This window comes from Nocardioides panacisoli (assembly GCF_039537325.1).
GTDB lineage: Bacteria > Actinomycetota > Actinomycetes > Propionibacteriales > Nocardioidaceae > Nocardioides > Nocardioides panacisoli.
In genome coordinates this window covers 16,497-37,856 of sequence record NZ_BAABAH010000011.1, presented here as the reverse complement: position 1 = coordinate 37,856, position 21,360 = coordinate 16,497, and the positions used below count along the sequence as shown (strand labels likewise).

At 71.2% G+C, this 21,360-nt stretch carries 23 protein-coding genes and 1 tRNA gene; 14 read left to right on the top strand and 10 right to left on the bottom strand.

Annotation, left to right across the window (positions count from 1 at the left end; all coding sequences use genetic code 11):
- Nucleotides 1–44 precede the first annotated feature (44 nt).
- From ABD709_RS14745 to ABD709_RS14735, 3 genes are all read left to right on the top strand, one after another.
- Complete coding sequence (locus ABD709_RS14745; protein ID WP_344776713.1) at nt 45–566, top strand: glycine cleavage system transcriptional repressor; 522 nt, start codon at nt 45–47, stop codon at nt 564–566.
- Nucleotides 563–1,147, top strand: coding sequence for a peptide deformylase (locus tag ABD709_RS14740; RefSeq protein WP_344776711.1), 585 nt, complete (start codon nt 563–565; stop codon nt 1,145–1,147). The genes ABD709_RS14745 and ABD709_RS14740 overlap by 4 nt, the downstream gene beginning before the upstream one ends.
- 6 nt (nt 1,148–1,153) lie before the next feature.
- Nucleotides 1,154–1,228 (top strand) — tRNA-Leu (locus ABD709_RS14735).
- A gap of 13 nt (nt 1,229–1,241) precedes the next feature.
- Here ABD709_RS14735 and ABD709_RS14730 read toward each other — a convergent pair.
- A complete protein-coding gene (locus ABD709_RS14730) occupies nt 1,242–2,492 on the bottom strand; it encodes a glycoside hydrolase family 43 protein (RefSeq protein ID WP_344776709.1) in 1,251 nt (416 codons plus the stop codon).
- Nucleotides 2,493–2,556: 64 nt separating this feature from the next.
- Between ABD709_RS14730 and ABD709_RS14725 the strand changes: the two genes are divergently transcribed.
- From ABD709_RS14725 to ABD709_RS14715, 3 genes are all read left to right on the top strand, one after another.
- Nucleotides 2,557–3,255: an SAM-dependent methyltransferase gene (locus tag ABD709_RS14725; RefSeq protein WP_344776707.1), complete on the top strand. Its 699-nt coding sequence runs from the start codon at nt 2,557–2,559 to the stop codon at nt 3,253–3,255.
- Between the two features lie 82 nt (nt 3,256–3,337).
- Entirely contained in the window at nt 3,338–4,804 is a 1,467-nt protein-coding gene (locus tag ABD709_RS14720) for a glycoside hydrolase family 5 protein (protein ID WP_344776705.1), read from the top strand.
- Nucleotides 4,805–4,936: 132 nt separating this feature from the next.
- Nucleotides 4,937–5,806: a Bax inhibitor-1/YccA family protein gene (locus ABD709_RS14715; protein WP_344776703.1), complete on the top strand. Its 870-nt coding sequence runs from the start codon at nt 4,937–4,939 to the stop codon at nt 5,804–5,806.
- A gap of 48 nt (nt 5,807–5,854) precedes the next feature.
- Here the strand turns inward: ABD709_RS14715 and ABD709_RS14710 are convergent, their stop codons facing one another.
- A complete protein-coding gene (locus tag ABD709_RS14710) occupies nt 5,855–6,298 on the bottom strand; it encodes a DUF1707 domain-containing protein (RefSeq protein ID WP_344776701.1) in 444 nt (147 codons plus the stop codon).
- 188 nt (nt 6,299–6,486) lie between these two features.
- Here ABD709_RS14710 and ABD709_RS14705 point away from each other — a divergent pair, with 188 nt between their 5' ends.
- From ABD709_RS14705 to ABD709_RS14690, 4 genes are read left to right on the top strand one after another with little or no spacing between them, the layout of a single operon-like run.
- Nucleotides 6,487–7,230, top strand: coding sequence for an ABC transporter ATP-binding protein (locus tag ABD709_RS14705; RefSeq protein WP_344776699.1), 744 nt, complete (start codon nt 6,487–6,489; stop codon nt 7,228–7,230).
- The gene (locus tag ABD709_RS14700; RefSeq protein ID WP_344776697.1) at nt 7,227–8,558 is read left to right on the top strand and encodes an FtsX-like permease family protein; all 1,332 of its coding nucleotides are present in this window, start codon (nt 7,227–7,229) and stop codon (nt 8,556–8,558) included. Before ABD709_RS14705 ends, ABD709_RS14700 begins: the two co-directional genes overlap by 4 nt.
- Before the next feature lie 29 nt (nt 8,559–8,587).
- Complete coding sequence (locus ABD709_RS14695; RefSeq protein ID WP_344776695.1) at nt 8,588–9,814, top strand: sensor histidine kinase; 1,227 nt, start codon at nt 8,588–8,590, stop codon at nt 9,812–9,814.
- A complete protein-coding gene (locus tag ABD709_RS14690) occupies nt 9,811–10,452 on the top strand; it encodes a LuxR C-terminal-related transcriptional regulator (protein ID WP_344776913.1) in 642 nt (213 codons plus the stop codon). The genes ABD709_RS14695 and ABD709_RS14690 overlap by 4 nt, the downstream gene beginning before the upstream one ends.
- A gap of 15 nt (nt 10,453–10,467) precedes the next feature.
- Here the strand turns inward: ABD709_RS14690 and ABD709_RS14685 are convergent, their stop codons facing one another.
- Nucleotides 10,468–11,490, bottom strand: coding sequence for an SGNH/GDSL hydrolase family protein (locus ABD709_RS14685; RefSeq protein ID WP_344776693.1), 1,023 nt, complete (start codon nt 11,488–11,490; stop codon nt 10,468–10,470).
- Between the two features lie 36 nt (nt 11,491–11,526).
- Between ABD709_RS14685 and ABD709_RS14680 the strand changes: the two genes are divergently transcribed.
- Together ABD709_RS14680 and ABD709_RS14675 are read left to right on the top strand one after the other, a co-directional pair.
- Nucleotides 11,527–12,936 (top strand): cystathionine beta-synthase, encoded by a 1,410-nt coding sequence (locus ABD709_RS14680; RefSeq protein WP_344776691.1) that lies wholly within the window; start codon nt 11,527–11,529, stop codon nt 12,934–12,936.
- An 8-nt stretch (nt 12,937–12,944) separates the two neighbouring features.
- Entirely contained in the window at nt 12,945–13,424 is a 480-nt protein-coding gene (locus tag ABD709_RS14675) for a GNAT family N-acetyltransferase (protein WP_344776689.1), read from the top strand.
- 145 nt (nt 13,425–13,569) lie between these two features.
- On the opposite strand, the gene ABD709_RS14670 is transcribed toward ABD709_RS14675, so the two are convergent.
- The 5 genes from ABD709_RS14670 to ABD709_RS14650 all read right to left on the bottom strand — a co-directional run bounded on the left by ABD709_RS14670 (nt 13,570) and on the right by ABD709_RS14650 (nt 17,243).
- Nucleotides 13,570–14,022 carry a hypothetical protein gene (locus tag ABD709_RS14670; protein WP_344776687.1) on the bottom strand — a complete coding sequence of 151 codons (453 nt, stop codon included), beginning with the start codon at nt 14,020–14,022 and terminating at the stop codon, nt 13,570–13,572.
- Between the two features lie 97 nt (nt 14,023–14,119).
- The gene (locus ABD709_RS14665; protein ID WP_344776685.1) at nt 14,120–14,392 is read right to left on the bottom strand and encodes a GlsB/YeaQ/YmgE family stress response membrane protein; all 273 of its coding nucleotides are present in this window, start codon (nt 14,390–14,392) and stop codon (nt 14,120–14,122) included.
- 135 nt (nt 14,393–14,527) lie between these two features.
- A complete protein-coding gene (locus ABD709_RS14660; protein ID WP_344776683.1) occupies nt 14,528–15,154 on the bottom strand; it encodes a hypothetical protein in 627 nt (208 codons plus the stop codon).
- An 89-nt stretch (nt 15,155–15,243) separates the two neighbouring features.
- Nucleotides 15,244–15,729 (bottom strand): hypothetical protein, encoded by a 486-nt coding sequence (locus ABD709_RS14655; protein WP_344776681.1) that lies wholly within the window; start codon nt 15,727–15,729, stop codon nt 15,244–15,246.
- 194 nt (nt 15,730–15,923) lie between these two features.
- Nucleotides 15,924–17,243, bottom strand: a complete 1,320-nt coding sequence (locus ABD709_RS14650; RefSeq protein WP_344776679.1) for an ApeA N-terminal domain 1-containing protein — start codon at nt 17,241–17,243, stop codon at nt 15,924–15,926.
- Nucleotides 17,244–17,409: 166 nt separating this feature from the next.
- Here ABD709_RS14650 and ABD709_RS14645 point away from each other — a divergent pair, with 166 nt between their 5' ends.
- On the top strand, nt 17,410–18,087 hold the full coding sequence (locus ABD709_RS14645; protein WP_344776677.1) for a hypothetical protein: 678 nt from the start codon (nt 17,410–17,412) through the stop codon (nt 18,085–18,087).
- 589 nt (nt 18,088–18,676) lie between these two features.
- Here ABD709_RS14645 and ABD709_RS14640 read toward each other — a convergent pair.
- On the bottom strand, nt 18,677–19,063 hold the full coding sequence (locus ABD709_RS14640) for a hypothetical protein (RefSeq protein WP_344776675.1): 387 nt from the start codon (nt 19,061–19,063) through the stop codon (nt 18,677–18,679).
- Nucleotides 19,064–19,459: 396 nt separating this feature from the next.
- Between ABD709_RS14640 and ABD709_RS14635 the strand changes: the two genes are divergently transcribed.
- Nucleotides 19,460–20,539: an HNH endonuclease gene (locus ABD709_RS14635; protein WP_425575143.1), complete on the top strand. Its 1,080-nt coding sequence runs from the start codon at nt 19,460–19,462 to the stop codon at nt 20,537–20,539.
- Here ABD709_RS14635 and ABD709_RS14630 read toward each other — a convergent pair.
- Nucleotides 20,521–21,354 (bottom strand): GNAT family N-acetyltransferase, encoded by an 834-nt coding sequence (locus ABD709_RS14630; RefSeq protein WP_344776671.1) that lies wholly within the window; start codon nt 21,352–21,354, stop codon nt 20,521–20,523. The genes ABD709_RS14635 and ABD709_RS14630 overlap by 19 nt on opposite strands.
- Nucleotides 21,355–21,360 lie beyond the last annotated feature (6 nt).

Genomic DNA, 21,360 nt, shown 5'->3' with positions numbered 1-21,360 from the left:
GAGCCGGGTCCGCTCGGCACGCGCGGTCCTGCGAGGATGCGCAGGTGAGCAACCTGCACGCCGTCACCGTTCTCGGGCACGATCGACCGGGCATCATCGCGGCCACCACCGCGGCGCTCGCGGACCTCGGGCTGAACATCGAGGACTCCACGATGACCCTGCTGCGCGGGCACTTCGCGATGATGCTGCTCTGCGCCGGGGCCGTCGACGACGGTGCCATCGAGGCCGCCCTGGCGCCACTCACCGCGGACGGCGACCTCGACGTCGCGGTCCGTCCCGTGACCGACCAGCCCGCGCACGCCGGCGCGGCGAGCTCCTGGGTGCTGACCGTGCACGGAGGCGACCGGGCCGGCATCGTGTCGACCGTCGTGGGCCAGGTGGCTGCCGCGGGCGGGAACATCACCGACCTGACCACCCGGCTCGCGGGCGACCTCTACCTGCTCGTCGCCGAGCTCGACCTGCCGGCCGGTGCCGACCCGGCCGCCGTCGAGTCCGCGATCAAGGCCGCCGCCGACCAGGTCGGCGTCGCCGCGACGCTGCGGCCGGCCGAGGCCGACGACCTGTGACCGGGACCGGCCCGGAGGTGCCGGAGGAGGACAGTGCGCGGCTGGCCGCCTGGACCGCGGCGGAGCTGGGCGTCGAGGGCCGCGTGCTGGACGTGGTGCGTGCGCCGGCCGCCGTGCTGTCGACGGCCGGCGAGCCGGTCGACCCAGCCGCCGCCGCGACGGTGCAGCTGGCGGCCGACCTGGTCGCCACCATGCGCGTCAGTCCCGGCTGCGTGGGCCTGGCCGCCCAGCAGGTCGGCGTCGCCGCGCAGGTCTTCTGCGTCGACGTCTCGGGGCACCAGAAGGCCCGCACCTGCCATGGCACCTTCGTGCTCTGCAACGCCGAGGTGCTGTCGGCGAGCCGGAACGAGAAGGCCCGGGAGGGCTGCATGAGCGTCCCCGACCTCACGGGAGACGTGAAGCGCGGGTCGCGGCTCGTCGTACGCGGGCAGCTGCCGGGGACGGGCGAGGAGGTCACCGTCGCGACGGACGCGTTCGAGGCGCGGGCGCTGCAGCACGAGATCGACCACTGCGGCGGGTTCCTGTTCCTGGACCGGGTCGCCGGCGCGCACGCGATCTATCCTCGCCAGACGTATCTGTGAGCATCCGCCCCCGTATCCCAATCGGCTAGAGGAAGCCGTCTTAAACACGGCGCAGTCTGGGTTCGAGTCCCAGCGGGGGCACCCGACGCGGCGCTCAGCCCGGGTCGACGACCTGCAGGGTGCCGTCGGAGCGCTGCCAGAGCCCGGCGACGTGGATCCGGCGGAGCTGGTCGACCCGGCCCGGGTCCCACGCGTGGTAGACGAGCATCAGCGAGTCGCCCCGCACGAAGCCGGACGCGCCTCCGGGCCCGAGGTTCCCGGTGGACGCCGTGGTGAGCAGCGGGGCTCCGTCGCCGGGACGCGTGCACGGGCCCTGGGGCCCGGCGCAGATCGCGTAGCCGGTCGCGTAGTCGGTGGTCTTCCACGAGCCTCCCGAGTAGAAGAGGTAGGTCACCCCGCGGAACCGCACCATGCTGGGGTTCTCGATGGTCAGCCCCTCCCACGGGAGCGCGCGGCGCAGGATCTCGTGCGTCTGCGACCCGGCGGCGAGGGCGGTGCCGTCCTCGTCCAGCCGACGGACGAAGACGCCGGCCGGCCGCTGGGCGTGGATGCCGGAGAACTTCCACAACAGCCAGCCCTGACCGTGCTGGTCGACGTACAGGTCGGGGTCGATCACGCCGAGCCGGGAGGAGGAGTAGCAGATCGGCTCGCCGACGGGGGAGAACGGCCCGCGCGGCGACCTGCCCCGGGCGAGGCCGATGCAGTTGTGGCGGGCGCCCTCGATCGTGGCCTGCGGCGCGGCGTACGCCGCCGTCCAGCCGCCGGCGATCCGCGCGACGCTCGGTGCCCAGAGCCCGTGACCGGGACCGCGGGCGTCGACCCACCCGCCGACGTGGGGCAGCGCGTCGCCCACGGGCACCCAGTGCGCGAGGTCCTGCGAGGACAGGGTCGGCAGTGCGTTGCCCGCTGTGTTGGTGCCGTAGGCGAAGAAGGTGCCGTGGTCCTCGACGATGTCGGGGTCGGCGAAGACCCCGCGGTACGGCGTTCCGGGGCGCCAGCGGGTGCTGCCGGCGGCGACGTCGATCGCCGCGGGCCGGGTCTGCGGCGGCAGCTGCCCGGCGATGCGCTCCGCCTGGGCGGCCAGGTCGCTCATCTGCTTCGGCAGCACGTCCGCAAGGCCGACCTCGGGGAGCTTCGTGGGCTGCGGGATCAGCGGGGCCTCGGTCGTCGTCGGGACCGGAGGCGTCGTCGCCGCGTGGTGCGGCCGGTGGTGGGTCCCTGCGGCGCCATCGGTGCCGTCGCCGTCGCCGGCTCCGCTGGAGCACGCGGCTCCGAGCGCGGCGCAGGCGACCAGCACGGCGGCCGCGCGCAGCCGCCGTGAGCGCGTCCTGGCTGCCTGCCGCACCTCGCACCCCTCCTGCTGCCAGGAGGATATGTCGCGGAACGGGCCCGCACGGCAGAGTGGGGACATGAGCCATCGCCGCCACCGGGACGAGGACCACCCCACGACTCTCGAGGAGATGCGGAACGCTCTCAGCGCGGCGGTCTGGGACGAGCGCTACGCGGGCAGCGACCGGGTCTGGAGCGGCCGGCCCAACCAGCGGCTGGTCGAGCAAACGGCCGACCTGACGCCCGGCACCGCCCTCGACGTCGGCTGCGGCGAGGGTGCCGACGCGATCTGGCTCGCCGAGCAGGGATGGCAGGTCACCGGCGTCGACGTCTCGGAGGTCGCGCTTCGCCGTACGGCCGCGCACGCGGTCGAGCGCGGCGTCGACGACCGCGTCGACGTCGGCTTCTACGACGTGCTGGGCAAGAAGGGGCCACGACCGCCACGCGGCCGTCGCGGGTTCGACCTGGTGAGCGCCCACTTCATGCACGTGCCGCGCGAGGACTTCGACGCGGTGTACGCCAAGATCGCCGCGGCCGTGGCGCCCGGGGGCCGGCTGCTCGTCGTCGCCCACCACCCGCACGACGTCGAGAGCGGAGCCCGCCGCCCGCACGGCCCGGGCCTGATGTTCCCTCCCGAGCAGGTGGTCGCCTCGCTCGGCGCCGGCGGCGACGAGGGCCCGTGGGAGGTCGAGGTCGCCGACGCCCCCACGCGCGAGCAGCAGACCGAGGACGGCCCGGTGCAGGTCCAGGACACCGTTGTCCGCCTCCGCCGCCGCTGAACGCCGGGTCCGCGTCGGCACCAACGGGCGGGTGCGTCGTTGAGAGGGCGTGTGGGCTAGAACACGTTCCATCCGCGTCGGAGTGATCGCCCTGGTGGTCGGGCTCGGCCTGGGGGCGGCGGTCCCCGGACCGTCCGCGGGCGCGCCCGTGACGGCCGACCCGCCGGCGCCGGTGCCGCAGCTGCAGCGCGACGGGCGGTGGCTGGTCGACCAGTACGGCCGGGTGGTGATCGTGCACGGCCTGAACCTGGTGTGGAAGCGAGCGCCGTACGCGCCGCCGGACATCCCCGCGGGGTTCACGGCCGCGGACGCGCAGTGGCTGCACGACAACGGTTTCAACGGTGTCCGGCTCGGAACCCTGTGGGCCGGTGTCACGCCCGACCAGCCGGGCGTCGGCGACCCCGCCTACCGGGCGCGGTGGCAGCGGGTGATGGACCTGCTGTCCCAGCAGGGGATCTGGATGCAGCTCGACATGCACCAGGACGAGTGGAGCGAGACGTACGGCGGCGAGGGTGTGCCGGCCTGGGCGGTCAGGCGGCCCTCGCCGTACAACCTCTTCCCGCCGGTCCAGGCGCCCTTCCCGCTGGGCTACTGGACGCCCGAGCTGTCGACGGTCTTCGACCGGTTCTGGGCGAACAAGGACCACCTGCGCGACGGCTGGGCGCAGGCGTGGAAGGTGGCGGCCGGCTGGTGGCACGACCAGCCGTACCTGATGGGCTACGACCTGCTCAACGAGCCGTGGATGGGCATGGAGTGGCCGGCCTGCCTCACCAACGGCTGCCCCGGCGCCTACCGGCGCGAGCTGCAGCCGGCGATGGAGCAGGCGACGCGGGCGGTGCGCTCGGTCGACGACCACAACGTCGTCTGGTGGGAGCCCCAGCAGCTGGCGGCCGGCCAGCAGGTGCCGACGTTCCTCCGGCCGATGGCGGGGGAGGACCAGCTGGGCCTGTCCTGGCACAACTACTGCTTCGCGGTGTTCCTGGAGTCCCAGCACGTCCCTGGGACCAACGTGAACAGCTGCTGGCGGTTCAGCCGCGAGCGCACCCGCAACGCGCTCGCCCAGGCGAGCCGGATGCATGCCGTGCCCCTGATGTCCGAGTGGGGCGCGACCGACAACGTGGCCGCGATCAAGATCGACGCGGCGGTGGCCGACGAGAACCTGATGGGCTGGCTGCACTGGGCCTACAAGCGCTGGGACGACCCCACGACGGCCGACACCTCGCAGGGCCTGTTCACCGACGACGCCGACCTCTCCAGCGTCAAGCAGGCCAAGGTCCGGGCGCTGGTCCGCACCTACGCCCAGGCGACCGCCGGCACCCCGCTGGCGATGTCGTTCGACGCCGACACCGGCGCCTTCTCCTACCGCTACCAGCCGGACCTCTCCATCAGCGAGCCGACGGTGGTCTTCGTCAGCCCGCTGCACTACCCCAACGGGTACGACGTCCAGGTCGACGGCGGGACGGCGGTCCAGCGCCCCGACCACCTGCTCTGGGTGCAGCCGGACCCGGGCCGCACCACCCCCGTGACGGTTCGGGTCACCGCCCGCTGACCGCGAGAACCAGGTGGCCGCGGCGGGAACGCCGCCGTGCCGCCGTGCGTTGAACTAGTCACGACCATCCCTAGGATGGATGTACCGACGAGCTCGCCAGAGCGGCGACCGTCCTCGGCCTCGGAGGAGACCATGCAGAGCAACAACCCGGTGTTCCGCCGGTCGGAGGAGTTCAACCGCGCGAACTCCTACGGCAACCAGACCTACCAGGGCAACGGCGCGTCCTACCAGGGCTACGGCACGCCGCAGCAGCAGTACGCCGGCTACGCGCCCGCCCCGCCGACCACCGGCACCGGCCGGATGACGATCGACACGGTGGTCCAGTCGACCGCGATCACGTTCGGTATCACCGTCGTCCTCGCGGCGATCACGTGGTTCGTCACGCCCGACGTCAACGAGGACCCCGCGGCCGCCATCCCGGCGCTCAGCGCGGCGATGCTGATCGGCTCGGGTGCGGCGTTCGTCCTGTCGCTGGTCAATTCGTTCAAGCGCGTGGTGAGCCCGGCGCTGGTGATGCTGTTCGCCGCGGCTGAGGGCGTGGCGCTCGGCGCGATCAGCAAGTTCTACGACGCGGCCTTCGGCTCGGACTCCTCGTCCTACGGCGGCATCGTCGTGCAGGCGGTCGTCGGCACCTTCGCCGCGTTCGCAGGTACGCTGGCGGCGTACAAGTTCTTCGACATCAAGGTCGGCCAGAAGTTCCGCACGTTCGTGATCGCCGCGATGTTCGGAATGATCGCGCTGAGCCTCCTCGAGGTCGTGCTCGGTCTGTTCGGCAGCGGCTTCGGCCTGTTCGGCTTCGGCGCGATGGGCCTGCTGTTCTCGGTCGCCGGCCTCGTGCTCGGTGTGTTCATGCTGATCCTGGACTTCGACTTCGTCGAGCAGGGCATCCGCAACGGGCTGCCGGCGCGTGAGTCGTGGCGGGCGTCGTTCGGGCTGCTCGTCAGCCTGGTCTGGATCTACACCAACCTGCTGCGCATCCTGGCGATCCTGCAGGACAACTAGCCACAACGGTCGAGAGCCGCTCGGTGCCGACGCACCGGGCGGCTCTCGTCATTTGCCCCGCGGGCGGTGGTGCGACTCGTTGACCAGCCAGAGCACGCCGACGACGACCGCGCCGGGCAGGGTGGAGTAGAGCCACCAGGGGCCGTCCAGCCCCGCGGCGATGCCGATGACGAGCCAGACGACCACCTGCGCGACGGTCATGACCAGCCAGAGCGACGAGGCCACCCCGAGCGCGGTGGTCAGGCCCTCCGGCGGTACGCCGCCGGCCAGCCCGCGCACCGCGTGCCGCAGGTCGCCGCGGCTCCGGGCGGTCCCGATCGACGCCCGGCGGTAGCCGGCCTCCGAGGCGGGCAGGGTGCCGGCCGTGACGGCCGCCTCGACGGCGGCCTCGGCGGTGGCGCGGTCCTCGTCGGACGCGCGGCGCGCGTCGGGCCAGACCAGGCCGGTGATGGTGTCGACACTGCGGTCGACGGTGGTGGTGAGAGTGGTCATGTCGGGCTCCTTCGAAGCGGTTCGGACACCTCCGACGCTACGAACGGCGCGGCCCGCCCACGAGGGGTCCAGACCGCCGCCGGAGGTAGGCAAAACCCCACCCCAGGAGGCTGCCTGGGCCCATCGAGCGGGGCGTCCCGCGTCCCTAGCGTCGGAACGACCAACCGACACCCCAAGGGAGATTCGACATGACCACACCAGCCCTCGAGGTCCGCGGCCTCACGCGGACCTACGGCGACGGCGCCACCGCCGTCACCGCGCTGCACGGCCTCGACCTCGGCTTCGCCGCCGGCACCTTCACCGCCGTCATGGGCCCGTCCGGCTCCGGCAAGACGACGTTCCTCACCTGCGCCGGCGCGCTGGAGGCGCCGACCCACGGCCGGGTCGTGATCGACGGCGACGACATCACCGACCTGGACGAGACCCGCCGGACCCGGGTCCGGCGCGAGCGGATCGGCTTCGTCTTCCAGTCCTTCCACCTGATGCCCTACCTCACCGCCCGGCAGAACGTCGCCCTGCCGCTGCGGCTGGCCGGACGCCGGGCGGACCGCCGACGGGTCGACGAGCTGCTCGCCCGGGTCGGCCTGGCGGACCGGGCGGACCACCTGCCGGGTGAGCTCTCCGGAGGGCAGCAGCAGCGGGTCGCCATCGCGCGGGCGCTGGTGACCGACCCGGCCGTGATCCTCGCCGACGAGCCCACCGGCGCCCTGGACTCCCGTACGGCGACCTCGGTCCTCGCGCTGCTGCGGACCACCGTCCAGGAGCTCGGCGCGACCGTGGTGATGGTGACCCACGACCCGGTCGCCGCGTCCTTCGCCGACGCGGTGGTCTTCCTCGTCGACGGACGCGCCGCCGGACGGATGGAGCACCCCTCGACCGAGGCCGTCGCCGGGCAGATGGCCCACCTCGACGACCTGGTGGCCGCGTCATGACCGGGCTGGCCCTGCGCTCGCTGCGTCATCGTCCGGCCGCAGCCACCGCGACCTTCGTCGCCGTACTGCTCGGCACCGCCCTGATCGGCACCTTCGCGACCTTCGTGGAGTCGGCCCTGCACCTGCACGGCGAGGACCGGACCTCCCTGATCGTCATGGGCGCCGTCGTCGGCGGCTGGGGTGCGCTCATCGTGCTCTACTCGGTCGCGTCGACGGCCGGGATCACCGCCACCCAGCGGACGGCGGAGACCTCGCTGCTGCGCGTCGTCGGTGCCACCCCACGCCAGGTCCGCCGGCTGATCGGCCGCGAGGTGCTGGTCGTCTCCCTCCTCGCCGCAGCCGGCGGCTCGGCCGTCGCTGCCGTGGCGGGCCGGGTCCTGTTCGGCGCGCTCCGCGACGGCGGGATGGTCTCCGACGGCGCCCGCTTCGGCGGCGGACCGGCCTCGGTCGCCGCGGCAGCGGGACTGGTCGTGCTCACCTCGTGCCTTGCCGCCTGGATCGCCGGCCTGCGCGCCACCCGGCCCTCGGCCGTCGCCGCACTGCGTGCCGCCGAGATCGAGCCCCGCGGGATGCACTGGTGGCGAGCCGTGGTCGGCGGCCTCCTCATCGCGTACGGCGTCGGCGCCGCCGTGGTCACCCTGACCGTGACCCGCCACTCCGCCGACCCCTACGACGCGATGTCGACCTGCGGAGCCGCGTCGATCTACGCGGGCGTCGGCATGGCCGTGCTCGCTCCGTGGCTGCTGCGCCGGTTCTCGGCCCCGGTGGCGGCGCTCGTCGGCCGGACGGCCAGCGGTCACCTCGCGGCGCACAACGCGGCCCGGCGGTCCCACCTCCTGGCCGGCGTCCTCGCACCCGTCATCGTGCTCACCTCCGGCGCGATCGGGACCCTGATGCTGGTCGGGATCGACAACCGGACGATGCACGACCCGGCGCAGCGGGCGGACGGCCGGCTGATCAACATGCTCAACTACGTCGTGACCGGGATGATCTCGCTGTTCGCCGCGATCGTGGTCGTCAACGCCTTCGCTGCGGTGGTGGCCCATCGACGTACCGAGCTGCGGCGGCTGCGCCTGGTGGGTGCCACCCGGGCCCAGGTGCGGTCCTCCGTCGTGGCGGAGGCGGGCATCGTCGCCGCGGTCGGGATCGTCCTCGGCACGTTGGGCTCGCTGACGACCGTCGTCCCGTTCGCCGTCGTCCGCCACGAGGGACTGGTCCCCGACGGGCAGCTGTGGCTGCCGCCCGCCGTCGCCGCGGCGGTCGTGCTGCTCACCCTCGTCTCGGCCCGTGCCTCCGTGCAGCGCGCCACTCGCGAGCTGGCGGGATGACCGCGGACCGGGTGCCAGAATCCGGTCGCATGGGCACCGTCGTCGCTCCGCTCGAGCGGACCCCGTTCTGGCCACCCGACCGGGCCGGGGTGGTCGAGCGGCTGCGGCTGACCGGGATCTCGGCGGCGTACTGCCTCTCCTTCGCTCCGTCGCTGGTGCTCGGCATCCTCACGGTCCTGCTCGTCCCCCTCTACCTGCCCACGATCGGGTTCCTGATCGCGCTGGTCGTCATCCCGGCGACGGCCGCCCTCGCCGGGGTGCACCGCGCCGTCAGCGGTGCCCTGCTCGGCGAGGAGATCCCCAGCGGGTACGCCGACCTCGGTTCCAACCCCGTGCGTCGCGCGGTGGGCTGGATGCGGGACCGGGCCCGGTGGCGCGACTTCGGCTTCCTGTGGTTCTCCGCGACCGGTGGCTTCCTGCTGTCGCTGCTGCCGGTCGCCCTGCTCACCGGTCCCGTCACCTACGCCGTGTTCCTGGTCGTCGACACCAGCTGGGTGTGGGCGCTGCTCTTCGTGCTCGGCGGTCCGATGCTGCTGGTGTGGTGGCTGGTGACCCCGGCGCTGGTGCGCGCGCGTGCGGTCGCCGAGCGCAACATCCTCGGCGGCTCGCGCGTCGCGGAGCTGTCCCGGCGCGTCGAGGAGGTCGAGGAGACGCGCAGCGAGACCCTCGACCACTCCGCCGCCGAGATCCGGCGGATCGAGCGCGACCTCCACGACGGCGCCCAGGCCAGGATCGCCGCGGTCGGCATGAGTGTGGGGCTGGCCGAGAAGCTGATCGCCTCCGACCCCGAGGCCGCGGCCGCGCTGCTCCGCGAGGCGCGCGAGTCGACGGTCTCGGCGCTGGAGGACCTGCGAGCCGTGGTCCGCGGCATCCTGCCGCCGGTGCTCGCCGACCAGGGCCTGGCCGGCGCCGTCGAGGCGCTGGTGATCGGCCTCCCGATCCCGGTCACGGTGGCGCTCGACGTACCCCGGCTGCCGGCGCCGATCGAGTCGGCCGCCTACTTCGCGGTGGCCGAGTGCCTGGCGAACACCGTCAAGCACTCGAGGGCGGAGCGAGCGTTCGTGCAGGGCACCCACGACGGCGTGCGACTGCGGCTGATGGCGGGCGACGACGGGATCGGCGGGGCCGATCCGGCCGGGTCCGGCCTGGCGGGGGTCGACCGGCGGCTCGCGGCGTTCGACGGCACAATGCGGGTGGACAGCCCGCCGGGAGGCGGGACCAAGGTGAGCCTGGAGGTGCCGTGCCCGACCGGCTGAGGGCCGTGCTCGCCGAGGACCAGGCGCTCCTGCGCGTCGGCCTCGAGCGCATCCTCCAGGCCGGCGACATCGACGTCGTGGCGTCGGTCGACAACGCCCCCGAGCTCGCGATCGCCCTGGGCCGCGACGACGTGGACGTCGCCGTCACCGATGTCCGGCTGCCGCCGACCTTCACCACCGAGGGTCTCGCCGCCGCGATCAGCGTCCGCGAGCAGCGGCCGGGGTTCCCCGTCCTGGTGCTGAGCCAGTACGTCGAGCCGCTCTATGCCCGCGACCTGCTCGCCGGTGGCGAGGGCGCGGTCGGCTACCTGCTCAAGGACCGGGTCTCCGACGTCGACGGATTCCTCGCAGCGGTCCGCCAGGTCGCCGGAGGGGGCACGGTGCTGGACCCCGAGGTCGTCGCCGGCCTGGTCACCCGGCGCGAGCGACCGCTCGACCGGCTCACCGACCGGGAGCGCGAGGTGCTGACGCTGATGGCCGAAGGGCGCTCGAACGCCGCCATCGCCGCCCGCCTGTTCGTCACCGAGAAGGCGATCGGCAAGCACACCAACAGCATCTTCACCAAGCTCGACCTGCCGCCCGCGTCGGACGACAACCGCCGGGTGCTCGCGGTGCTGGCCTGGCTCAACTCCGCCTGAGCGGACGGGCGACCCTTACGAGTCCGCCACGAGCGACTCGTGCTCCTCGGGCGCCTCGCCCTCGACCTGGTCGCGACCGCGGCGGTGCCGCAGCTCGACCCACAGGCCCCGGACACCGGCGCGGCGGCCGGCGACCTCGGTGCCGTCCAGCTCGGTGCCGGGGTTGTTGACCGCCTGGACGGCGGCCCGGGTGACCGGAAGCACGCCCTCGCCGCGGAACGTCTCGAGGTCGACCTCCTCCTCGGGCACCTCGCCGATGGCGGCCAGGGCGGAGGGGATGAGCACGTTGGCCAGGGCGCGATAGCCCTCGGCCGACGGGTGGAACTGGTCCGGCCCGAACAGCAGCGCGGGTGCGGCCGCGAACTCCGGTCCCAGGATCGAGCCCAGGGACACCGTCCGGCCACCCTCCTCGATCACCGCGATCGTCTGGGCCGCGGCGAGCCGGCGGGACCAGGCGCGCGCGACCTGCTTGAGCGGCGGCGCGATCGGTTGGACCGTGCCGAGGTCGGGACAGGTGCCGACGACCACCTTGGTGCCGGCGGCCACGAGTCGGCGTACTCCTTCGGAGAGCTGGCGCACCGACTGGGAGGGCAGCACCGTGTGGGTCACGTCGTTCCCGCCGATGAGCACGATCGCGAGCTCGGGCTCGATGAGCAGCGCCCGGTCGACCTGGCTGGCGAGGTCCGACGACTTCGCGCCGACCACGCAGAACTCCCGCAGGTAGACCCGCCGGTCGGCGTGCTCCGCGATCGCGGTGGCCACGAGTGCGCCCGGGGTCTCCTCGACCCGCTCCACGCCGTAGCCGGCGGCGCTCGAGTCGCCGAGCACGGCGATCCGGATCGCCGGGCCGGGCCGGCCGCGGCCGTACCACCCGGTCGCGTCCGGCGGCGGGTCCTCCCGGACCGGGCCGATCGTCTTGCGGGCCAGCTTCGCCTCGCCGACCAGGACGCCGTACAGCCCGGCGCCCGCGACCGTCAGCCCGCCACCGCCGTAGAGGGCGGCAGCGGCCAGCTTCCGGGCGGCAGCGGCTTTGCTCACGCGGGCAATCGTACGGAGGACGATTAGGGTGTCGACGTGGAGTACGTCGACTCGCTGCTGGACCTGATCGGGAACACCCCCCTGGTGCGGCTGCGCCGCGTCATGGACGGCGCCGAGGGGGAGGGACACCCGCTCGTGCTCGCGAAGGTCGAGTACCTCAATCCGGGCGGGTCGGTGAAGGACCGGATCGCGACCCGGATGATCGACGCCGCCGAGGCCTCGGGGGAGCTGAAGCCGGGAGGCACGATCGTCGAGCCGACGTCGGGCAACACCGGGGTCGGGCTCGCCATGGTCGCCCAGGAGCGGGGTTACCGCTGCATCTTCGTGTGCCCGGACAAGGTCAGCGAGGACAAGCGCAACGTGCTGCGTGCCTACGGTGCCGAGGTCGTGGTGTGCCCGACCGCGGTCCCGCCGGAGCACCCCGACTCCTACTACAGCGTCTCCGACCGGCTCTCCTCCGAGCCGGGCGCGTGGAAGCCGGACCAGTACTCCAACCCGCACAACCCCCGCTCCCACTACGAGGAGACCGGGCCCGAGATCTGGCGTCAGACCGAGGGCAGGATCACCCACTTCGTCGCCGGCGTGGGGACGGGTGGGACGATCAGCGGTGTAGGGCGCTACCTGAAGGAGCGCAGCGGTGAGCAAGGGGGAGCTCCTGTGCAAGTGATCGGTGCTGACCCGGCAGGGTCGGTCTACTCGGGCGGCAGCGGCCGCCCCTACCTGGTGGAGGGTGTCGGCGAGGACTTCTGGCCGGACACCTACGACCGCGACGTCGCGGACCGGATCATCGAGGTCTCCGATGCCGACTCGTTCGCCTTCACGCGCCGGCTGGCGCGGGAGGAGGCGATGCTCGTCGGCGGCTCGTCCGGCATGGCCGCCTACGCCGCGGTCCAGCTCGCCCACGAGCTCGACGGCACGCCGGAGGGCGAGAACGCGGTGATCGTGGTGCTGCTGCCCGACTCGGGCCGTGGCTACCTGACGAAGGTCTTCAACGACGAGTGGCTCGCGCAGTACGGGTTCGACAGCGGGCACGGGAGCGCCGCCCGCACGGTCGGCGAGGTGCTGCGCGGCAAGACCGGCGCGCTGCCGGACCTGGTGCACACCCACCCCGGCGAGACGATCGCCGAGGCGGTGGCGATCCTGCAGGAGTACGGCGTCTCGCAGATGCCGGTCGTGCGGGCCGAGCCCCCGATCGTCGCTGCCGAGGTGGCCGGCTCGGTGTCCGACCGGGCGCTGCTGGACGCGATCTTCGCCGGCAAGGCGCGGCTGACCGATGCGGTCGAGAAGCACATGTCCCCGCCGCTGCCGACGATCGGCTCGACCGAGGACGCCCGCGACGCCGCGGCGCTCCTGGAGTCGGCGGACGCGCTGCTGGTGCAGGAGGACGGGAAGCCGGTCGGCGTGCTGACCCGTCAGGACCTGCTCGCCTTCCTCGCACTGGAATGAGAGCGGTCTTGCTACCGGAGCGCATCAGGGTCGCCGTTCCGGACGACATCGACGACATCCTGCGCCTGGTGCGCGACCTGGCGGACTACGAGCGCGACCTCGCCTCGGTCGAGAACACGCCCGAGCTGGTCGAGAAGGCGCTGTTCGGGCCCGACCCGCTGGCTTCGGCGCTGGTCGCGGTGGTCGACGGCGACGTGGTCGGCGTCGCGGTCTGGTACCGCACCTACTCCACCTGGACCGGTGTCGGCGGGATCCACCTCGAGGACCTGTACGTCGAGCCGGGCCACCGGGGGAGCGGCCTGGGCCGGGACCTGCTCGCCGCGCTCGCCCGGATCGCGGTCGCCCACGGCTACCCGCGGCTGGAGTGGGTCGTGCTCGACTGGAACACGCCGTCGATCGAGTTCTACACGTCGCTCGGCGCCCGGCCGATGGAGGACTGGACGACGTTCCGGCTCTCCGGTGAGGGGCTCGACTCGCTCGCGAAGTGACTCGTGCAGGGTGACACTTCCCGCATGACCGGCGACGACGTACCCGAAGCCTCGACGTTCCTGCCTCTGCCCGAGGCCACGGTCGGGGGCCGACCGTGGACCCAGCGGGCTGGTCCCAGCTCCGCTGGTCGATCTCAGCGGGCGCTCAAGCCACACCTCGCGCAGCTCGCTCCATCAGTCGCGGCGCTGCCAATCGGTGGATGGGCCCGACGAGGGTCCAGATGCTTCGACTGAGTCCGGGGCGACGGAATCGAAGGGACGTCACCAGTCGGAGAGTGCGTGAGCCGCGTCGATTCAGCAGCAGGCGGCCCTCCATCAACGGGCCTTCGGCCCGCAGGAGCACCTCCTGCTCGGTTGACTTAAGGACCCTCCAGCCCAGCACATGGTCAGTGCTCTCGGTGGGGTGAAGGTCGAAGCGCAGCACGTGTCGATGGATGAGTCGGATTCCGTTCCGCACGAGGATGGGCGTTCCCTCGAGAGCTGCTCTTGCGATCTGTTCAGGTGTGCGGTGGCCCGGCGTGGACGGCGTCAGCTCGAAGGCGTCGATGTAGTTCGCGCCCGTCAGATCGGAGGCGGATTCCAGGGCCTCGATGGGCACGCGTACGGCTTGCGGGCGTTCTGGTGTCGTCACCGTCCTGCTCCACGTGGATCGCGCGACTCGGATATGGCTTGGCGACCGATGTCGTGCAGCCGGGTCAGCGGTGGGCGTAGGCGGACTTCCTGCCCGTCAATCCCTCGACGATGCCGATCAACAGGACCGCAGCGATGATGGCGACGACAGCGCCCAGGAAGTTGAGTTCGAACACGTCCCCGGTGCCGAGGGCCGACGCGACGACGCCTCCGATGACCGAGCCCAGGACGCCCAGGAGGAGGGTCCCGAGCAGCCCGAGGTTCTGCCTGCCCGGCTTGATGAGCCGTGCCAGAACTCCTACGACGAGACCGAAGACCAGAAAGCCAATGATTGCCACGCTCGGTCAGTACCCAGGCGCAGGTTTGTCAATCAAGGGGCGAACGCAACTGCTGGCGAGGTTCGGCACCCGCGCGCCGAACGCGAGCGGGCTCGCACATCGAGCCTCTATGCGGCAGTAGCGTGCGCATTAGGCCTAGTCGTTCCGGCCGCGCCCTTGCAGGATTCGGCTGCACTCGGTGCGCAACTCGGGATCGTTCGCGACGCGTTCGATGACCCTCCGTCCTTCGCCCGCGCGCATCCGATTGCCGATGCGGTGCACTGGCCGGAGAAAGTAAATCCTGGTCTCTCCCAATGCCTCATTGTCGAGTATCGCGACGAGGTCGGCGTAGTGAGTTCGGACGGCGCATCCGCTCAGCGTTGCGGCGAGACCGTCGCGAGCCTCCGGGCGACCTTCAGCGAGGTAGATCTGGAGCAACTCCTTCCAATGCCTTCGCGCGGCGGCCTTGCTGAACCCCCGTGCGATGCCCTGCAGGATCCGGTCGGGGTAGTCCAAGACGAGGTGTCTTACCAGGAGCGGGTAGGCCGTCTCGCCGAGCTCAGGATGCTTGTACAGATCCCAGGCTGAGTCCACCGGAATCCCGGCAGCTTGAAGATCCGCCACCAACGGTTCTTCGGCACGCATCAGCTCCTCACGCCGTTGCCGACGTTCCGCCTCCTGGCGATCAACGCTCGCCCGGTACTCCGGGTCCTCGCGGTACCGGTCTTCGATCTGCCGCTGCAACTCGGTTGCGGAGACCGCTCCGCGGCGTTGTGGCGGCATGTCTGAACCCTATGCCGGCACGAGTGCACAGCGCCCAGAGCGGCAGTAGCGTGCGCAACCGCGCACGCCGTGCGGCAGTAGCGGTCGCATCAGTTGCTGAACAATCTCGACGTAGCCAGCGTCACGGTTGACTCGACGACGGCGGGATACACGCCCGGGGGGATGCACGGTTTCCCTCCACCAGCGCGAAGGCCTGTGGCGGCACCCCCGAACTGGATCGCTGTGCCGTCTGTGAACGCGCGGCCGTCAGCAGTCAATAAGCGGTAGCGGTGGTGCTTCTTGTAGGTGTCGACGGAGAAGTTCGCGGGCCAGACGACCCAGGTCGGATGCGAGCCTCCGATGTAAGGGCAGCCGCGGCTCGTGAAGTGGAGGACACCGCCGATGAGGGCCATGCGACCGCCATCCCCCTCGCGCCACGACGACGTGCCGATCTCGGGACCGGCCGAGGCTGGCGAAGCGGTCGGCGCGGGACTCGGCCGAGCGCTCGACGCCTTCGGCCGTCCCTCTTGGCTCCCTGTGCAGGCAGCCGAGGTCAGCGCGATTGCGAGCGCGAGGCTGAGCAGACTGATGCGCATGGTCACGACCGTATGACGAGGACAGCCCGCGGTGGGTTCCTTCGGCCCGTTCGAATCGTTCTCAACTCGGCATCAGCGGGCGGCACGCACGGCGGAGAAGGAAGCTCCGGTCGGAAGCGCCACTTCGGTTCTCGCGATGGTGCTCGGTTGTGTGTCGAGAGACCCGGGCGCCGGGGAGAGGGTTCGCAGCCACCTCACCGGTGGGCGGTTGGCGGGATGGGCGCATGGTCGAGCACCTCGCGGATCCGATCGGGCACCGGGTACCGCAGGCCGTGCCCCGAGAAGATCCGATCAGACGGCGCTGACGAGTCCGCGCACTGGTCGAGGATCGATGCCGTGAGCAGCCACCGCCCCGAGTACTCCAGCGCTTCAACCACCCCTACGTCGGGCTCGTCGGTTCTGTGCTTCAACTGGACGTAGGTGCCGTAGAACAACTGCGCCCAGTGGTCGGCGTCGCCGATCCAGGTGTTCCAGGCGATGCTGACCGAGCGACCGACGGCGGCGGGTACCTCGTACTCGCTGACCTTCTTCGCCCACGAGGCCGCAGCGTTCCGGGCATTGCTGGCTTTCCAGTACTCCAGCGCCGCCGCCGTGGAGAGCATGCGGGACTCTGGCGTCTGGTTCTGGAACAGGCGGTGCTTGATGATCGGTGTGACTGCGCGAGGCTTCGTGAGGCAGATGATTACCCACGCCGCGAGCCCGTCGAGATCGTTGATGTCGGCGAGTGTGAAGATTGGGAACTCGTTCGGGTCGGGCTCCACCAGGTCGTTGATCATCGTGTGGTCCCAGAGCTTCGCGCGCTTGCGCGAGGAGGGATCGAGTCGAGCCTTCCCGCTCGCGGCTGACACGGGCTGCCAGTGGGCGATCGACAACAGCGCGTGGACCGCATCTAGTCGGACGATGTGCTCGGCGAGGGGTTGGCGGGTGTTCGATCGGAATCCGACTATCAGCGGCCTATCCAGCGAGAGGCGATCGGATGTGGAGGCGCGAGCCCAACTGTGCTGGATGGTGAGATCGAACTCGTCGCTGATCGTGACCGATCGCACCGGCTCGGCGCGCACCTCGATCCGCCAGCCCCTCACACCGTCCTCGTTGAACGGCTCGTCTACATGCGCCGGGCGGCCTGACCAGGACCCGAGGCCGAGGTAGCTGAGCGTCACCTGGGTGACGGTGTCGTCGTCGATCTCCTTGAACGGGGGGTCGATCAAGAGGTTGCTGGAGTGCCAGCGCGCGACCCGCACGCTGACGTCACCACGGGTGGTGCTGGGGACGCCGGGACCCACCGGCGCGAGGACGGTCCCCGCCTCAGTGATGCCGTAGAGGATCCGGCAGTTGGCCGGGTCGTCTACCCACGTTGCATCACGATCTCGCTCCGTACCCGCCACCACGGCGATGACCACGCCCTCCGGCCCGAGTTGAAGATGGCCGTCGAAGTACTCGCCCGGTGGGTCGGTGACGGGTTGGAAGGTACCGACCACGCCCTTGCGCAGCATCGGAAGCGAGTCGGAGAACACGCGGACCTCCTCGGTCGTGATCGCTTCATCATGCCGCCCCGCATCCGCCCGACCCCAGCACCTTCGGCGCCGACCAGCCTGAGGCGCGCCCGCGCACGCTGCGCGGCAGTAGCGCGCACAGGAAACTGGGGTGCCAGCTGAGCCGGAGCCCTGCCACCATGGCTGAATGTCTCGCGAAGAGTTAATCGATCGGGACTGGTGGGTTGGACTCGACGGCTGGGTCCTTCAGGACGGTAACTACACCGACTTCGCGGTCGGCCAGGTGCGACAGTTCGCGCTGGAGTTCGGATATCAGCGACATGAGCGTCTCAAGCCCACCACGCGACCGGGGGTGACCTGCCAGGCGGTGGACGAGAACGCGTTGTACCGAGTGAACGCCGACCTGATCCGAGCCGCGGACGCGCCGATGCAGGACGGTTTCGTTCTCGACTTCGGACTGCTCGCGTACAAGGAATGGATGGTTCTGGACGACTTGAGACCCCCGCGCGCGGGGCTAAGGCTCAGCGGCGAGATCTACCTAAGCGTCGATCATTTCGCCTACATGGACCAGCTTGCGACGCGCGAAGGTATACCACCGATGATTTACACGTGGCGGATCGAGGAGATCCGCCTGGACACGTCTCCTGGGATCCAGGTCGAGTACGGACACCCTCTCTACGTCGGCCCCGACGAGGGCGCCATGACGATCAGGGATCCTCACCGCAGAGAGTGGCGAAACCTGCGCTCCACCGACATGTGGGGCGACGAAGGTAGTTACACACTCCGATGCACGCTCCTCGAACCGACAGGCCAGCAGTCAATGGCAAGGTCTGGCCGGAGCAGTCCCTACGGCCCGTCAGCTTGAGGCGCACTCATCGGCCCCTTCGCGCCTGCCGTGCGGCAGTAGCGTGCGGAACCGCGCACGCCGTGCGGCAGTAGCGCGCAGACGTCTGAGATGGTCGAGGCATGACGAGTTGGCAGCGGGTCCCGCCAGTGGCTGTGGGCGGCCTTGTTGCAGTGGCCTTCTGGGACGAAGACACTGTCGCGGTCGGCAGCCACTCCGGCATCGGTCTCGTCGACGCTCGCACGGGAGCTGTGCGCGGACGCGAGAGTGATCCCCACGGGGACTACGCCTGGTATCAGGCGGACCCTCCGTCCATCAGGAAAGAGACCCCGACGGGAGTGGTCCTAATGCCGTCGATGGGACTATGGGGCGGGAACTTCCGCAAGGAAACCGATGATGGCTGGTCGGCGGCGTTGGTCCCGACCGGAGCACTCGTGAGCCATGAAGACCGGCCCCGCTTCGCGATCGAAGACACGGACGAGCCTCGGGCGCTGGGTTTCTCGCAGGGTGGCACCCTGCTCATCTTCGCCACATCCTCGACCCTTCACCTCTGCCACCGCTCATCGGTTTGATCGCGCTACGCGCGCCAGTAGCGAGCGACGCGCCTGAGTCACTGCTTCCAGGTGAGGGGTCCCTCGGGCCTCGCGGTGGCGACCAAGAGCGTGCCCATTCCGTAATCGTGAACGAACTCGTACAGCACGTCCGACCTAGCCACCAGGGTCGCGAAGCGTGGGTCCACATCACACGCGGTCCCAATGAGTTCACGCGCTCTGGCCAAGCCGGCGGTGGCGACGTGACCAAGCCGGTCGGGCGCTGGACCGTCGCCGCGGAGCGGATCGAACCGGCACGGGAACTCGACGTGCAGCCTGCCCCGGGTTCGCTCGGTGGCGAGGTCGCAACACAAGACCAGGTCGCCGAGGCCGATCCAAGTCTCTCCGGAATCGAGCAAGTCCAACGCCGCGGGCCAACGGCTATCTGTCACGTCGTTGACCTGCATCGAGACCCGGGATCCAACCACGAGCGCATCTTCTCAGCCGGATGAGGTCACCCGCACGCACATCGGCATGAGAGGGCGTATCGCGTATCAGGAACTGTCTGAAACTCCGCGAGACGGGTGAGGAGCGTTACTTGCGATTCGAACATACGTTCGATAGACTGTGGTATGGCTTCCGAGACCACTCTCTCAGCGCAGCAGGTCGCTGATCTGCGACGTGTGCTGCAGGCCGGTGGGTTGCCGTCTGATCCTGCGGAGCTGATCGCTGTGGTCGGTGAGCTGGAGGCGTTGAAGTCGGCTGCGTGTGCGGTGCAGGCCGAGTCGAGCGTGGCTTATGACGCCGCTCGGCGCGGCGTGGAGTCGGCACGCGGTGTTCCGGCGCGTCGGCGGGGCAGGGGAGTGGCGGCGGAGGTCGCGCTGGCTCGCCGGGAGTCGCCGCACCGGGGGCAGGTGCTGCTGGGTTTCGCGAAGCTCGCCCAGGCCGAGATGCCGCACACGTTGGCGCGGCTCAAGGACGGCACCCTCAACGAGTGGCGGGCGATGCTGTTGCTGCGGGAGACCGCGTGCCTGTCTGCGGAGCAGCGGGCGTTCGTCGATGAGGAGCTGTGTGCGGACCCCAAAGGGCTCGAGGGGCTCGGCACCCGCCGGTTGTTGGCGAGGGCGAAGCAGCTGGCCTACGAGCTGGACCCCAAGGCGGTGGTCGACCGGGCGAGCAACGCCGCCAAGGACCGCACCGTGACCCTGCGTCCGGCGCCGGAGACGATGACCTACCTGACCGCGTTGTTGCCGGTCGCCCAGGGTGTGGCGCTGCGTGCGGCGTTGCAGCAGGCGGCGGTCGCGCTGATCGCGACCGGTGACCCGCGGAGTCGGGGTCAGCTGATGGCCGACCTGTTGGTCGCGCGGGGCACCGGGGTGCCGATGAGCACCGGTGTCGAGCCGCCGGCGGTGCCGGTCGCGATCAACCTGACCATGTCTCATGCCACCCTGTTCGGTGGCCATGCCGCGGCCCTGGTCGAGGAGGAGGTCGTGCCCGCCGAGATCGCCCGGCTCCTCGCCGCACAATCCCTGACCGGTGACCTGCAGACCTGGATCCGCCGGCTCTACGCCGACCGCCACGGTCGCCTGGTCGCGATGAGCAGCAAGCAGCGGCTCTTTCCCCAGGGCCTCGCCGAGTTCCTGCGGATCCGTGAGCAGGGGATCTGCCGCAACCCCTACTGCGGCGCCCCGGTCCGCCACGCAGACCACGTCCAGCCCGCCGAGGACGGTGGCCAGACCAGCGCCGAGAACGGTCAGGGACTGTGTGAGGCGTGCAACCACGCCAAACAAGCCCCCGGCTGGCGACAACACGCCACCGATGAGGGGATCGAGACCATCACCCCCACCGGTCACCGCTACCTCAGCCACGCCCCGCCACCGCCCGGCTGGCGCCAGCCCTACTACGTCCAGGTCGCCCCAGGGCGCTACCAGCTGGTCGCCTGACCACCCTGCGCAGGAAACGCGAGGTAGCGCACCGAATGGTGCACCGCGAGGCCGAGGTCGTCGTACAGCGCCCGCGCGGGCTCGTTAGCGGTCTCGACGTGCAGCCAGACGGTGGTCGCGCCCTGCTCGGCCCCCCAGCCGAGGAGCTCGGCCATCACGGCGCGGGCCAGGCCCTGGCGCCGGTGCGCCGGGTCCACCTCGACGGCGTGCACGCCGAGCCAGTCGCCGTCGATCGCGGCCTCACCGCGGGCCCAGGTGGTCGCGCCGTCGGCGATGGTCGCGACGACCCGGGGACCGTCGGCCGCCACCTCCGCCATCCCTCCGACGGCGCGGAGGCGTCGCCGTACCTGCGTCAGCGAGGCGAGGCGGTGCTCTGCGTCGCCGGTCGGGTCGATCTCCCAGCCGGCAGCGATGAAAGCCGCTTCCTCGGCCGAGCCCAGCTCGACCTGGGCGTACGCCGCCCGCTGCCGCTCCCCGTAGAAGGCGATCACCGCCGCGGCGGCCTCCGCGAACGGCAGCCCGGGGTCGCCCATCGCCAGGCAGGAGTTCGCGCGGCGACGGAGCCGCCCGACGGGGGCCACGTCCGTGCGCAGCACCCACTCGCCCAGCGGACGGGTCTCCACGGACGGCCAGAGCGAGGCGGTGTGCAGCTCTGCGTCCCGCGCCGACACCCGCATCCGCACCGACGGTCGCGGTGGGACCGGCTTGCCGGACACGATGTCGGCGAGCGGGATCTCGACCGGCGGGCCGGACTCGGGCTGGACCACGCAGACCCCGTCGCCCCAGGCCGTGCACACCCCGAGCAGGTCGGTCATCGCGGG

What these genes read in the sequence shown, in the direction of transcription:
- ABD709_RS14725 (WP_344776707.1), top strand. Translation starts at nt 2,557, where the DNA reads ATGAGCCATCGCCGCCACCGGGACGAGGACCACCCCACGACTCTCGAG.
- ABD709_RS14715 (WP_344776703.1), top strand. Translation starts at nt 4,937, where the DNA reads ATGCAGAGCAACAACCCGGTGTTCCGCCGGTCGGAGGAGTTCAACCGC.
- ABD709_RS14710 (WP_344776701.1), bottom strand. Translation starts at nt 6,298, where the DNA reads ATGACCACTCTCACCACCACCGTCGACCGCAGTGTCGACACCATCACC.
- ABD709_RS14705 (WP_344776699.1), top strand. Translation starts at nt 6,487, where the DNA reads ATGACCACACCAGCCCTCGAGGTCCGCGGCCTCACGCGGACCTACGGC.
- ABD709_RS14700 (WP_344776697.1), top strand. Translation starts at nt 7,227, where the DNA reads ATGACCGGGCTGGCCCTGCGCTCGCTGCGTCATCGTCCGGCCGCAGCC.
- ABD709_RS14695 (WP_344776695.1), top strand. Translation starts at nt 8,588, where the DNA reads ATGGGCACCGTCGTCGCTCCGCTCGAGCGGACCCCGTTCTGGCCACCC.
- ABD709_RS14660 (WP_344776683.1), bottom strand. Translation starts at nt 15,154, where the DNA reads ATGCCGCCACAACGCCGCGGAGCGGTCTCCGCAACCGAGTTGCAGCGG.
- ABD709_RS14655 (WP_344776681.1), bottom strand. Translation starts at nt 15,729, where the DNA reads ATGCGCATCAGTCTGCTCAGCCTCGCGCTCGCAATCGCGCTGACCTCG.
- ABD709_RS14645 (WP_344776677.1), top strand. Translation starts at nt 17,410, where the DNA reads ATGTCTCGCGAAGAGTTAATCGATCGGGACTGGTGGGTTGGACTCGAC.
- ABD709_RS14640 (WP_344776675.1), bottom strand. Translation starts at nt 19,063, where the DNA reads ATGCAGGTCAACGACGTGACAGATAGCCGTTGGCCCGCGGCGTTGGAC.
- ABD709_RS14630 (WP_344776671.1), bottom strand. Translation starts at nt 21,354, where the DNA reads ATGACCGACCTGCTCGGGGTGTGCACGGCCTGGGGCGACGGGGTCTGC.